Source organism: Lysinibacillus sp. RS10, assembly GCF_041956855.1.
Classification (GTDB): Bacteria; Bacillota; Bacilli; order Bacillales_A; family Planococcaceae; genus Lysinibacillus; species Lysinibacillus xylanilyticus_A.
This window is the reverse complement of sequence record NZ_CP167122.1, coordinates 3,461,568-3,474,869: the sequence shown is the minus strand read 5'-3', so window position 1 is coordinate 3,474,869 and position 13,302 is coordinate 3,461,568. Positions and strand designations below refer to the sequence as shown.

Sequence of the window (13,302 nt, the reverse complement as noted above, 5' to 3'; positions counted from 1 at the left end):
TATATCAGAACAATAAGTTATTTTATCGGCAAGGGAAAACTAATTTTGTAGAGAACTCATGACAATGGATTTCTCTACTACTAGGGGAGGAATCTGAAATTTGATTAGTTTAAAATCGATTGATCAAAGTAATTGGGAAGCTTGTATTAAACTGAAACCTAAGCAAGAACAGCAAGGGTTTATTGCCTCAAATCTGTATTCAATTGCAGAAAGTAAATTTTTTCCTCACATGAATATAAAGGCGATTTATGGTGGAGAAAAGCTTCTCGGTTTCGCGATGTACGGGATAGATTTGGATGACGGAAACTATTGGATATACAGATTTATGATTGATGAGCAATATCAAGGGCGTGGACACGGCAAGAGCGCGATGAAGTTAATTATTCAAGACATTGAGAGTCGAGAAGATCGCACTGATGTCATATGGCTTGGATATCAGCCGGACAATGAGCAAGCAAGAAAACTATATGCTAGTGTAGGTTTTAAAGAAGCAGGAATGGTTCCCTGGGGAGAGATGTTAGCAAAGTATAGTTTGAAATAAAGTCGTACTGTTTTAGATAGATACACCGTTTAATTCCTTTTCGATTAAAGGATGCTAAGTGAATATTAATCAAACTTTTTAACTTAAATCAGCAGAAGTCACCCACCTCTATAGATGGGAGACTTCTGCTGTTATAAGGGTTACTTTTCTCCTCAAAGAGTATTACGCCCGATGTTGTTGAGATAAAGTCAAGACGTGTAAAAAATAACGCGCTGCTGTATTTTTTACATTTAGAAGTAGAAATGAGTTTTAATGTGAAGATATGTACTTAAACTCCCATGAAAGAACGTAATAATCTTTCATTTTCTGTGGTGTAGCGTTGATTTTACGCGACATGGATGGCTAACGGAGTTTAGTTGAATAAGGAAGGATATTATAATTGTTAAAATGAGACTAATTGGAGGCGAAATTACACTTGAATAAGACCCAAGTAAAGATTTATTTCAGCTTGTTTGGAGATGACTTTCCAATAGATGATGTAACAGAAAAGTTAGAAATTACACCTACCGACACCTATAAAAAAGGCGATTTAATTCAAAATCGTTCGACTTTTATTAGAAAAGAGACAGGGTGGGATTTAGGAACAGGCTACCAATTTTCGCTTGATGTAAATGACCAACTAAAGCAAATTATAGGTATGCTACAAAATAAGTCATCAATAATTAACGAAATAAAAGAGGCTTATTCCTTGGAGTGTAAATTCTTTATTGTAATTAAAATAGAAAAGGGAAATACCCCTGCTTTATATCTGGATAAAGACATCATAAAATTTGCTTCAAGTATTGAAGCTGAAATTGATGTAGATTTGTACGCTAATCCTTATGATGATTTTGGCGAATAAGAGTATAAACTTTATTACACTCCCATGAAAGAACGTAATCATCTTTCATTTTCTGTGGTGTAGCGTTGATTTTACGCGACATGGATGGCTAACGGGTGCTTTACTTCAAGATGGGATTCCACAGAGATCCCATCTTTTTCTTAGGCTGATTTCGAAAAGATTGTTGCTATTCAATTAAAAGTCAGAATAGTTAAATTGATATTATGGTTAATTGTGGTAAAATGATGCGAGAGGGGTATTGTGGAAAATTTAATTTTGATATTATATGTCTTGATCTTAGTATCACTTAACGTTGTTTTCTTTACGTTGTTTAGAAAAGGAATATTAAATCGTATGATATCGGGCATCATTATGATGGTACTTGCTCCAGTGATTGGTTTTTCAAGTGGTGCTTTATTTCTTCATTTTTACGATTGGAGTTCTGGGGGAACAGGAGATGGTGCAGGCTATGGTGGGGCATTTTTAGGATTTATAACAATAGCTAATGGTATTCTCATTCTGGGATTGGAGTTATAAGGTGGATTTTAAATTTCGTAAAAAAGTGAAATGATGTTTCGTTATTCGAGTAATCGGAGGGATTTTGTTGAATGGTAAAAAAGTTTTAGTTATAGGTAATGTTATATTTACTGGTTTTGTTGCATTATTTATTTCTTGGTTTTTTGCAGAAGGGGCATTAGGTGAATCTGATACTTTGACACCAGAATTCTTTTTAGTCATACCGATATGGGCTTTTGGAGTACTACTGATGTGGAGATTCGTTTCCAAAGACAAATTAGAAAATGCTTCTCATTTTAAAATAATATTGGGTAATTCTCTGCTTTGGTTAACTATCCCTTTAGGTTTAATGTTTGCGTTTGAATTCATATAAGAATATTGGGAAGAAAGATATTATTTCCAATTCACAAGAAAATTCAACCGTTCATTTAGGTGGAGAAGGTAATGGAGATGTCTTTGAATTAGGGGATGAAAATTACTACTGTTTTGGTGGTTTTAGTATAGTTAGTGCTGATGATACAAATCAAATTATAGAGTATAACGCTATCGTATACAACTATGTGGAAAACTATATTGAAACTAACTATGGCATTGGTAGAGAAGATTTAAAATCTGAAGAAAACAATTACCGAAGAGGAATGGCGTTGTTTGAAATAGAAGTTAAAGATAATAGTAACTAAAAATTATTACTTTTTTGAAGTGAAAATTAGAGATGACTATTCATTAATTTCTATAAAAGATCTTTCTGAGCTTAATCGTAAAAATCATCATAAAAATCAAGCTGATTAAAGAAAGTTTATTTCAACAGGTATCAGCAATATTTTGAGAAAGATATAAAGTTTTACATACAACAATATATCCTGACTTATAAAGCATTCTTGAGAGAGTGCTTTTTTATTATGTTTAAAATTAAGAAGTATAATTTTATAGGTGGGGACAAAATGAGGAAACCAATTGTTAACTTTACTGATTATAATCTTAATTGGGAAAATGAATTTGAATATGAGAAAAAAAGAATTGTTGATGTTATAGGTGATAAAGTTGTTGGAATTGAACATATTGGAAGCACTTCTATAAAGGGTTTAGAAGCGAAACCAATAATTGATATTATTGTGGGTGTACAAGATTTAGATGAAGTATCCAACTTTGTTATTCCTCTTAGTGAAATTGAATATGAATATGTTCATAAACCTGAGTTTAAAGATAGAAGGTTTTTTAGGAAGGGTTTATGGGGACAGGGTACTTGTTATCTGCATATCTGTGAAATTAACAACAGTGAGTGGATTGAAAAATTATTGTTTCGAGATTATCTTAGGTTACACCCCATGTAGCTAAAGAGTATGCTTCATAAAAAAAGAACTTGCTTCTAATATAAGTTCGATAGACCAATATATACAAAGAAGAAAGAACCGTTTATTAAAACTATTATCGAAATAGCTATGAAGGAAATGTACAGTAAATAAACATCTCTTATTAAAGTAACGGGGGCTTTACTTGGTGCGACACGTTCCTGGCTCAAATGAGATGTGGATAACACAATCTTGGTAAAGGTCAGGCAATTTACGATTTAAATTGAAGGATATTATCAAGGAGCCGAATGATGAGGTAACGCTCAGAAAGGCTCCCCCTGCGTCGAATAGCACGCTATTTAGTAAGGGAAAGCGTGTTATAAGCTCGGCTAATAGGCGTGAGAATTTACCGTAACAGTTCGGCTGACGAAAGCCTACCCGATGGGGTGGTGTAAATCATGGTGCTTGGGTTGAACAAATATGGTGAGAATGCAATGAAATACAATAAGATACTGTATTACTGACGAACTTCTGAATGTACGGGTCTAGACGCGCGTTATATAGAAATGTATTTACTACTAAATGTAGGGTTAGCTATGGGTGAGTAAGAATCAAGAATATAAAAATCCATCTTGTGTTACAGGCACATGCGATGCTAACAGGCTCATAGGGAGCACCTAAGTTTGTTCCATAATAGATAATGTTCAACGTGGTAAGCTGATAACGTGGAGAGCTTACTCTTGATGAAGCGTTGAGAAGGAAAATAATCGTGAGATTAGCGAGTGTATAACTTCTCTTTATATCAGTGAAAGTGGTGGTATAGTACCGTTGAAGCGTGTAATGAACGTGGAGGGATAGCCACTAGACTAATGAAGAATCACTTAATCATGCATGGCAAATCTTTATCGGTTAATAAGGTTCTCGTGAGACTAAAAGAGGTTCACCTCCCAAGGGAGGCACCGACTTATTGAAACGGAAGAATTGAGACATAGAAGGTATTCTGATATCAGAAGTGTTGATGATTAATTGAATTGGATTAGTTGGAACGCCGTATGCGGTGAAAGTCGCACGTACGGTGTGAACAGGGGGAAAAGCTGGCGATAACTTCAAAGGCTTACCTATCTGTATAAGATCATTGAGTTGCATAGGCAGCTCTTTTTTCTTTATTAAGCTAACGAGGCAGTTTGGTTGAACAAACTATTTGAAAGAAATACAATTAACCTCAGTTAAGAAGGTTCGTTAAAGTTAGGAGTATTAAATGGAAAATTTAACTTTATTATTATTTGGACATAAACTTCCACCACATCGACATTTGCATAAACTATCAAATAAGTTCATCAATATTTTCCTTAAGGAACGAGAAAAAGAAACGTTTAATGAGTCTGATTATTATGTAGTAATTATAGAAGAACGTTATTTTGGAGATGAACAACGAGAATATTTATATCGGCCTGTTATTCCTGTACACAAAGATTTTTTATATCAAGTTCAATCAATTTATGGGAAATTAAATGCTGAGACGATTCTTTGCACAATGCAACACGAACATCCATTTGTAGCAATCAATAATATCGAATACGAAGGATATTGCTATTATGCGAAAAATTCAAATGAAAAAATTCTATTTTTTGATACTGTCAAAGAACCTTTAACAAAATCTTTCATAAAGATGCCAAAAGAAGTGAACGCAGAAAAAGTTATGAGAAATTGGTTGAATGACCAAAATATAAATAAATTTAATTAAACTAACGGTGCTTTACTTGAAGATCATTGAGCTGCATACACAGCTCTTTTTTCTTTATTGAACTAACGAGGCAGTTTAGTTGAATAAGAACTTTGGTTTTCCTTCTTCTGTAAAGTATGTTTATAATTAAATACATTTTTATCCAATGAATTAATTATATACTTTTTGTTAGTATTGTTTATGTAATTATTCATAGGAGTGAAAAATATATGGAGCCACTTGTTTACAGAGGTTTTTCAGTTGTTCCAGAAACGGAAGCTGATGGTTTTATTTATGGTGATATTACTGACCATTTTTATTTTGACACTGAGGAAGCCGATGGTTGCATATCAGGGGACGGGTTTGTTCAAGCTCCTGATGGGAGTAGAGCAGGAATTGTATGGGAGTTAAATAAGGAGCCCTCTGTATCAGTTATTCTTGAACCAGAAGAAGATAGATGGGGAGTTTACAATGTAGGCTTTGTTAAACCAATAAAAACAATGGATGATTTAATATTCAATTTTAGAACAGTAATACCATTGTTAAAAGAGGCGTACTATGATGCACAATTTAGAAAATAAATAGTAAGTTCTAAAATAAAGGGAACCCTGTATAGGTGTTTCCTTTTAATATAATCAGAAATATGAGGTGTACGAGGTGAAAAATAATGTATCAATTCCAACACGAGAGACAAAGAAAAGAAAAGATATATAAAGTATATGTCATTTTATTTATTATATCTGTATTGATAAATGCAGTTTCATTATTTGTAGATGGTCGTATCCTTCGTGGAATACTCTGTCTTTTATTTTTTTCTATTGTTCATCACTATGGTTTACGAAAGAATGTTTGGGCGGTATTAATCGTAAAATTTATAGTATGGATACATATATTTTTATTGTTTATTATAGTTCTCAATATATTAATCGATGTTATAAAGTAAGTACCTTATTCAACTAACGGAGTGCTTTAGTTGTGCGAAATGTTCCTAGTTCAAATGGATGATGGTTACATCAATCTGGTAAAGGCTAGGCAGTTCCTTTCGGAATTGAAGGGTTATATCGAAGAATCAAATGACAGGGTAACGCCTGAAATGGTTCTCTCTTAGTCGAATAGCACTTGATTTAGTAAGAATGATGGTGTTATAAGCTCGGCGAAAAGGTGTGAGAAATTACCGTACCAGTTCGGCTGACGAAAGCCTACCTCGATGGAGTGGTGTAATTCATGGTGCTTGAGTTGAATGAATATGGTGAGAATGCTAATTATAAACCTATAAGAAAAGGTTAAGCTGACGAACTTCTGAATGTACGGGTCTATAAGCACGATACATAGAAATGTGTATATCACCAAATTGTGAGGTTAGTTGTGGGTGAGTAAAACTAACTAATATGAAAATCCATGATACGTTACAGGCGTATGAATACTAACAGGCTTAGAGGAAGCACCTAAGTTCATTCCATAATAGATATAATTCAACGTTGTAAGCTGATAACGTGGAGGACTTACTTCCATTGAAACGGTGGCAAGGAAAATATTAATGATAATAGTTACTGTATAACTTGTCTTAATATCAGTGAAAGTGGTGGCACAGTACCGTTGAAGCGTGTAATGAACGTGGAGGGATAGCCACTAGACTAATAAAGATTTATTCAACCAAGTAAGGCAGTTCTTTATCGGTTAATAAGGTTCTCGTGAGACTAAAAGAGGTTTAACTCCGAAAGGGGTCACCAACTTATTGAAACGGAAGAAATTGAGGCATAATGAGTATTATAGTATGCAAGATTGTTTTGATACACTTTATGCTCAAAGTGTCAGTGGTCATCACTTCTATGACTTAACAGAATTAATGAGTTCTAAAGACAATATACGTCTAGCCTACCGAAACATCAAAAGAAATACAGGTAGCAAAACTGCTGGAACCGATAAATTAACAATCAATGATATCTTGCATTTAACTGTAGAAGATGTAATAGCAAGAGTTCAAGCTATGTTTAAATGGTATGAATCACAACCAGTAAGACGGGTTCTCATTCCTAAAGGAAAGGATAAAACTAGACCTTTAGGGATACCAACGATTTGGGATAGAATCTTTCAACAATCCATACTGCAAATTTTAGAGCCAATTTGTGAAGCAAAATTCCATAAACATAGTTATGGGTTTAGACCGAATCGGAGCACTCATCATGCCAAAGCTAGACTTGAGTTCCTTATCAATCAGACTGGGCTTCATCATTGTGTTGATGTAGATATTAAGGGTTTCTTTGATAATGTTAATCATAGTAAGCTTTTAAAACAAATATGGTCTCTAGGCATAAGAGATAAATCACTCCTCTCTATTATATCTAGGCTACTAAAAGCAGAGATTGAAGGAGAGGGTATTCCTACAAAAGGTACTCCGCAAGGAGGTATTTTGTCACCGTTATTATCCAACATTGTATTAAATGAATTGGATTGGTGGGTTAGTAACCAATGGGAAACGTTTGAAAGCAGATATACATACTCCACTAATGGCAGTAAATATCAGCATTTAAAGAAAACAGCTTTAAAAGAGTGCTTCATTGTCCGATATGCGGACGATTTTAAAATAATGTGCCGAACTAGGTCAAACGCAATAAAAATGAACTACGCATTGAAAGACTTCTTGAGAAAAAGGCTTCATTTGGAGTCAAGTGAAGAAAAATCAAAGGTCGTTAATTTAAAGAAAAACTCATCGGAGTTTCTAGGCTTTTCAATAAAAGCCATAAGAAAGGGTAAGACCAGATTTGGTTATGTAGCAAAGTCTGATATGTCTAAAAAAGCTAAAGCAAATGCTTTCCAAAAGATAAAAGAAGCCATAAGGGTTATCAAGAGAAAGCCTTGTATTCAGACAGTTTGGAATTTTAATACCGTTGTGATGGGAATACAAAACTATTACTCAGCTGCAACTCAAATTACAATTAATCTGAATGAGTTAAATCTCCACCTACGCAAGACGTTATACAATCAACTAAAGAATATTAGAACCGAGGCAAGGTTCCATGAGATGACTAAGACTTTACAGAAGAGGTACAAGGGATACAAGGCTAAACTGTATAAGATACAGAACATGGTTTTTGTCCCTATCCATGCACAACGATGGAGAAAGACACTAGGTTTTTCACAAATAATTTGTAATTTTACAGTCGAAGGTAGAGCGAAAATTCATAATAGCTTAAAGGCTATCAATAAAAATACTCTTTCTTACATCATGAGAAACTACATTCCAAATAGATCTATTGAGTACAACGACAACAGAATCAGTAAGTTCATTGCCCAGTATGGCAAATGTGCCATTTTAGGTGAAGAATTAGGTATTAATGATTGGCATTGTCATCATATCAATCCGTTGAACATTTCAAAAGATGATAGTTATTCGAACTTAATAATTTTGAATAAGACTATACATCAACTTATACATTTGAAAGACAAGGCAAAAATTAAAACACTCTTAAAAGCTGTAAAGCTTTCGAATAAGCAAATAGAAAAAGTAAATAATTTACGACTGAAATGTAACAATGAAATAATCTAATAATGGAAGAAAAGCACTCGTCTGCTTAAGACATAGAAAGAATAAATTGGATTAGTTGGAACGCCGTATGCGATGAAAGTCGCACGTACGGTGTGAACAGGGGGAAAAGCTGGCGATAATTTCAAAGGCTTACCTATCTGTATGAAGATCATTGAGTTGCATAGGCAGCTCTTTTTTTATTGAACTAACGGAGTTTAGTTGAATAAGATTCATACCAGATGGTATTGTAAATATTAGGAATATAGTAGAATAAACCATATAAAACATATTAAAAGATACGGAAAATATTGGCGATTTGATAGGGGGTTGAACATATGAATGATAAGAAGAAGGGGAAATTACAAGTCTCGGTAATAGTTATAATGATATTACTATTGGTTGCGGCGTTTGTTTTATTTTTCAAAGGTCATTACAGTGTGGCGTTTGTTTTATTTGGAATTTTTATAGTGATTATTAATTTTATTAGTAATTGGACCGGATTAAAAAATGCAGATTACGTTTATAGAAAAAATCATAAGAATAATGAGAAGTGGTAATGACGCTTAGGTACGCCTAAGCTTTCTTAGAATTAAGTTTGTGAATAAATGTACTTAAACAAACAGGGTACTTTAATAAAATATTCGATTCACGAAATATCTGAACAAAAAGACAGAGTTCATTATACAAATTTTGTAGATTAATGCGGTCTTTTTGTTTTAACAGCAACAACATTTGAGAAAACGGGCTCTAATTAATACTAGGATTACTTTTAAAAAGTAGGTGTGAAAATGAAGGAATTGTATACGTGTGTATTAAAAAACGGTGATGTTATTTCTTTTAAAACAGATATGCCAAAAGAGAATATTAAAGATTTACCGACTTTTTCAAACCAACATAACTTTAATAGTTATTTTAAGTCGAGTGGTTACAACTTAGAAATTGATATAATAACAAAAACTCTTTGATTAAAAAGTTGTTTTCGAAAAGATTGCTGCTATTCAACTAACCAAGCAGTTTAATTGAAGAAATATATAATAACGGTTTCCTGAAGTATGGGGGTGAACAGGATGAAAAAAATCATTTCAGGAATGATCATAGGAATTGTTATCGGATTCGGTCTTTATTGGCTATTCACTCACAAGGTCTATGACGAAGCATTCTATTTCCAAGATGGTTACGAAGGTTGTGCCTATGTTGTTTACAATATAGAAGGTACTCCTCAACTAGAAATTGAAGATGACACGATCCAATACCATTTTGATGAAGATGGTTTAGTGCTTACTAGTTCTCCTGAAGATTTTGGTTGGGAAGGGAGAGAAACTTCAGGATCTCATGAAACCAAATACTTCTACGTAAACGAGAATGGCGAGAAAATAAAAGAAATCCCTGAAAGTGAAATCGGGTTTGTCTCTTTAGGTAGTTATAGTCAAGATGGAAGAGTTCAAATTACTAGACTGTCTATCCCAGTGGGTAATAAGGCTAAGGCTTGTGACGAGAAGTACGAAGAATTAGAAGAGAAATTGGATGAAAAACTAAAAAATAGTTGAGTAAAAGCGGAGAATTCAACTATTAAGGTGCGTTTCTACAATAAGTGGAGACGCTTTTTTACAAAAGTTCAGTTTAGTGTTATGGATAGGCTACACGAACGCTTTTGGAATGGGATAGCAATAAAACGGTGTTATGAGAATGAACAAAAGGTTATTCAATCGAATTTACGCAAAGTAAAAGTTTTGATAGAAAATACTTAAGCTAGTAGGGGCGTTTGTGGGATAAAACTCATTGAAATGATTTCACTTTTTTATAAAAATCTTATACTTCAACTCCATTTTGATCTATTTTTCCAAAATGGAGTTTTTCCATTTGCTTTTTTTGTTCATTAATTAGAAGTTTTGTCGAAAAAATCCTGCTATTTAATAAAAGTAGTATGATTTATTTAATTAGAAAATATTTGTTAAAAGGAGATTCCCATGCTAAAGAACATGAGAATCTATATCTCATCAACATGCTTAATAGAAAAGTAAACGGCTCCATCGATATTTTTCTAATTAGTCAAAAAATAAAAAGTAAATGTGAGGTAGTCTATGGGCTTTTTCAGAAAGAAAAGTAATTCTAAAATGCATTCCAATTCTATTTCAACTAGCCAAATGATGAAGACAAATTTAGCAAACGAATTAAAAACAAATCTTCAAGAAAATTTACAAAGAATAAAAGATTCCCTTGGGAAAAGCTCGGATATTATCATTCGAGAAATTCGAGTAGGAAAAGAAGAAACTATTAAAGCCGGTATTATCTATACAGATGGATTAACCGATACAATCTCATTACAAAATTTCATTTTAGAAACGCTCATGCTAGATGTCGAAGGTACTGAATTACAGAAAAAGCTATCTCCTGAACAAAATCTGATTAGCATATTAAAAGATTTTGCCATGACAGTGGGAGAAATTAAAGAACTAACTAATTTTGAAGAGCTTCTTACTGGACTATTATCAGGGGATACGATTATTTTAATCGATGGATATGCCCAAGGTTTAATTATTTCCAATAGGCATTGGGTTGAGCGTGGAGTTACGGAAGCATCAGCCCAAGTAGTTGTAAGAGGACCTCGCGAAGGATTCTCCGAAAATTTGCGTGTCAATACCGCCTTAGTTCGTAGAAGACTGAAAGACCCAGATCTCTGGATGGAATCAAAAGTTATTGGAAAACGTACGAAAACGAATGTTGCTATGATGTATATTAAAGGAATTGCAAATGACAAAATAGTGAAAGAAGTCCGTTTGCGTTTGGATAAAATAGATATTGATGGAATTCTTGAAAGTGGAAATATCGAGGAATTGATTCAGGATGCACCTTATTCACCTTTTCCAACCATATTCAATACGGAACGTCCAGATGTAGTAGCTGCAGCATTATTGGAAGGACGCATAGCCATTTTGGTTGATGGAACACCATTTGTCCTAGTAGTTCCAGCATTGTTTGTTCAATTTTTTCAATCTTCGGAAGATTACTATCAACGAGCGGATATTGCGAGTCTCATTCGACTCCTTCGTTTTTTTGCATTTTCAATTGCAATGCTTGCACCTGCATTATTTATTGCAGTTACAACTTTTAATCATGCAATGCTACCCACTGGACTCCTTATAAGTCTGGCAGCCCAACGAGAAGGTGCCCCATTTCCGGCATTTGTTGAAGCCATCATAATGGAAGTCACCTTTGAAATCTTGCGTGAAGCAGGCTTAAGAATGCCACGAAGCATCGGTTCAGCCATTTCTATTGTAGGAGCATTTGTAATTGGAACAGCAGCGGTTGAAGCAGGCATAATCTCTGCTGCGATGGTAATCGTGGTTTCAATAACCGCCATTTCTAGTTTTGTTTCTCCAACATACAACCTAGCTATCTCGGGAAGGATGCTACGCTTTGGATTTATGGCATTAGCTGCTTCTTTTGGTTTATTAGGAATAACGATTGGTTTAATCGCTTTACTTCTGCATTTATGTAGTTTGCGTTCATTTGGCGTGCCTTATATGTCTTCACTAGCGCCATTTAATCTTTCCGATCAAAAGGATACGTTTATTCTCTTGCCTATATGGAAAATGTTTACTCGGCCTCGTCTAATCAGTCAACAAAATATCGTTAGGCAACAAGATTCAGCCTCTGCAAAACCACAACCGCCAAAAAATGAGGGGGGTTAAACGATGAAAAAGTGCATGTTTGTTCTCTTAATTCTTAGCCCCATTCTTACCGGATGTTGGGACAAGAGGGAATTAAATGAACTTGGTATTACGTTGGCAATAGGAATCGATAAAGTAGAAGATGAATACCGAGTAACTGCTCAAGTGGTTGTACCTTCGGAAATTTCCACGAAAACAAGTACTGGGCGTTCACCAGTTATTCTGTTTCAGGAGAAAGGCGAAACGGTATATGAAGCTCTTCGAAAAATTACAAAGACATCGCCTCGAAAAATATATCCAGGACATCTTCGAATGCTTGTGCTTGGTGAGGATTTAGCTGAAGAAGGGATAGCGAAATCCTTAGATTTTCTGTCAAGAGATTGGGAACTTCGATCTGATTTCTTTGTTGCAATTGCTAAGGATGGGACCGCAGAGGAAGTACTGAATGTTAGAACAACGATTGAAAGTATACCTGCCAATAAAATGTTTAACAGCCTGCAGACGTCAGAACATTATTGGGCTGCAACGAACGGCATTAAGTTAGATGAGTTAATCGCTTCTCTGACAAGTGATGGAAAGGAAGCTGTATTAACAGGGATTCTAGTAACAGGGGATCCAGAAATAGGATCAAGTAAACAGAATGTAGAATCGATTAATCCTCCTGCGCGAATTGTATATGATGAAGTAGCAGTGTTTAAAAAAGATAAACTGGTGGGCTGGTTAACTGAACGAGAAAGCAGAGGGTTTAATGGCATCATCAATGAAGTGCAAAATTCTGTAACTGCTATATCTTGTCCGGAAGAGGGGAAAGCCACTATAGAAATTATTCAAGTAGATTCTAAAATGAAAGGCAAAATAAACAAAGGTAAGCCTGAAGTAGATGTCAATATTAAAGTAAAAGGAACTGTTGGAGAAGTAGAGTGTCAAATTAATCTTAATGAACTAGATACGATTGTTGAGCTAGAGAAGATTACTGAAAAACAGATGGAAGAGACCGTTAACCTGGCCATTGAAGCGTTACAAAAACAATATAAATCAGACATATTTGGATTTGGTGATGCCATTCATCGATCTAATCCGAAAGAATGGAAAAAGATGAAAGAGCAGTGGGATGAGGAATTCGCTGAGATGAAAGCGAATGTTAAAGTAGACGTAGAACTTAAGCATACGGGTACAGAAGGTAATTCCTTCTTAGAAAAGATAGAGGTTGAATAAT

13 protein-coding genes are annotated in these 13,302 nt (G+C 34.4%); all 13 read left to right on the top strand.

What is annotated here, in order from left to right; all coding sequences use genetic code 11:
* The first annotated feature begins 100 nt into the window (after positions 1 to 100).
* Positions 101 to 541 (top strand): GNAT family N-acetyltransferase, encoded by a 441-nt coding sequence (locus tag ACB089_RS17770; protein ID WP_374963135.1) that lies wholly within the window; start codon positions 101 to 103, stop codon positions 539 to 541.
* Between the two features lie 415 nt (positions 542 to 956).
* Positions 957 to 1,382 carry a DUF4279 domain-containing protein gene (locus ACB089_RS17765; RefSeq protein WP_374963133.1) on the top strand — a complete coding sequence of 142 codons (426 nt, stop codon included), beginning with the start codon at positions 957 to 959 and terminating at the stop codon, positions 1,380 to 1,382.
* 240 nt (positions 1,383 to 1,622) lie between these two features.
* Positions 1,623 to 1,898, top strand: coding sequence for an inner-membrane translocator (locus ACB089_RS17760; RefSeq protein WP_374963131.1), 276 nt, complete (start codon positions 1,623 to 1,625; stop codon positions 1,896 to 1,898).
* 67 nt (positions 1,899 to 1,965) lie between these two features.
* The gene (locus ACB089_RS17755) at positions 1,966 to 2,250 is read left to right on the top strand and encodes a hypothetical protein (protein ID WP_374963130.1); all 285 of its coding nucleotides are present in this window, start codon (positions 1,966 to 1,968) and stop codon (positions 2,248 to 2,250) included.
* Positions 2,237 to 2,557, top strand: coding sequence for a hypothetical protein (locus ACB089_RS17750; RefSeq protein WP_374963128.1), 321 nt, complete (start codon positions 2,237 to 2,239; stop codon positions 2,555 to 2,557). Before ACB089_RS17755 ends, ACB089_RS17750 begins: the two co-directional genes overlap by 14 nt.
* Before the next feature lie 261 nt (positions 2,558 to 2,818).
* Entirely contained in the window at positions 2,819 to 3,208 is a 390-nt protein-coding gene (locus ACB089_RS17745) for a GrpB family protein (protein ID WP_374963127.1), read from the top strand.
* 1,216 nt (positions 3,209 to 4,424) lie between these two features.
* Positions 4,425 to 4,910, top strand: coding sequence for a hypothetical protein (locus tag ACB089_RS17740; protein WP_374963126.1), 486 nt, complete (start codon positions 4,425 to 4,427; stop codon positions 4,908 to 4,910).
* Positions 4,911 to 5,119: 209 nt separating this feature from the next.
* The gene (locus ACB089_RS17735; RefSeq protein ID WP_374963124.1) at positions 5,120 to 5,470 is read left to right on the top strand and encodes a 3-deoxy-8-phosphooctulonate synthase; all 351 of its coding nucleotides are present in this window, start codon (positions 5,120 to 5,122) and stop codon (positions 5,468 to 5,470) included.
* A 1,193-nt stretch (positions 5,471 to 6,663) separates the two neighbouring features.
* Entirely contained in the window at positions 6,664 to 8,436 is a 1,773-nt protein-coding gene (ltrA, locus tag ACB089_RS17730) for a group II intron reverse transcriptase/maturase (RefSeq protein ID WP_374967547.1), read from the top strand.
* A 314-nt stretch (positions 8,437 to 8,750) separates the two neighbouring features.
* Positions 8,751 to 8,972 carry a hypothetical protein gene (locus ACB089_RS17725; protein WP_374963123.1) on the top strand — a complete coding sequence of 74 codons (222 nt, stop codon included), beginning with the start codon at positions 8,751 to 8,753 and terminating at the stop codon, positions 8,970 to 8,972.
* 510 nt (positions 8,973 to 9,482) lie between these two features.
* Complete coding sequence (locus ACB089_RS17720; protein WP_374963121.1) at positions 9,483 to 9,962, top strand: hypothetical protein; 480 nt, start codon at positions 9,483 to 9,485, stop codon at positions 9,960 to 9,962.
* 534 nt (positions 9,963 to 10,496) lie between these two features.
* Positions 10,497 to 12,107 (top strand): spore germination protein, encoded by a 1,611-nt coding sequence (locus tag ACB089_RS17715; RefSeq protein WP_374963120.1) that lies wholly within the window; start codon positions 10,497 to 10,499, stop codon positions 12,105 to 12,107.
* A gap of 3 nt (positions 12,108 to 12,110) precedes the next feature.
* Positions 12,111 to 13,301, top strand: a complete 1,191-nt coding sequence (locus ACB089_RS17710) for a Ger(x)C family spore germination protein (protein ID WP_374963118.1) — start codon at positions 12,111 to 12,113, stop codon at positions 13,299 to 13,301.
* Position 13,302 lies beyond the last annotated feature (1 nt).

Excerpts from the sequence above, each read along its gene's own strand:
- ACB089_RS17740 (WP_374963126.1), top strand. The coding sequence starts at position 4,425 with ATGGAAAATTTAACTTTATTATTATTTGGACATAAACTTCCACCACAT.
- ltrA (WP_374967547.1), top strand. The coding sequence starts at position 6,664 with ATGCAAGATTGTTTTGATACACTTTATGCTCAAAGTGTCAGTGGTCAT.
- ACB089_RS17735 (WP_374963124.1), top strand. The coding sequence starts at position 5,120 with ATGGAGCCACTTGTTTACAGAGGTTTTTCAGTTGTTCCAGAAACGGAA.
- ACB089_RS17710 (WP_374963118.1), top strand. The coding sequence starts at position 12,111 with ATGAAAAAGTGCATGTTTGTTCTCTTAATTCTTAGCCCCATTCTTACC.
- ACB089_RS17725 (WP_374963123.1), top strand. The coding sequence starts at position 8,751 with ATGAATGATAAGAAGAAGGGGAAATTACAAGTCTCGGTAATAGTTATA.
- ACB089_RS17715 (WP_374963120.1), top strand. The coding sequence starts at position 10,497 with ATGGGCTTTTTCAGAAAGAAAAGTAATTCTAAAATGCATTCCAATTCT.
- ACB089_RS17745 (WP_374963127.1), top strand. The coding sequence starts at position 2,819 with ATGAGGAAACCAATTGTTAACTTTACTGATTATAATCTTAATTGGGAA.
- ACB089_RS17720 (WP_374963121.1), top strand. The coding sequence starts at position 9,483 with ATGAAAAAAATCATTTCAGGAATGATCATAGGAATTGTTATCGGATTC.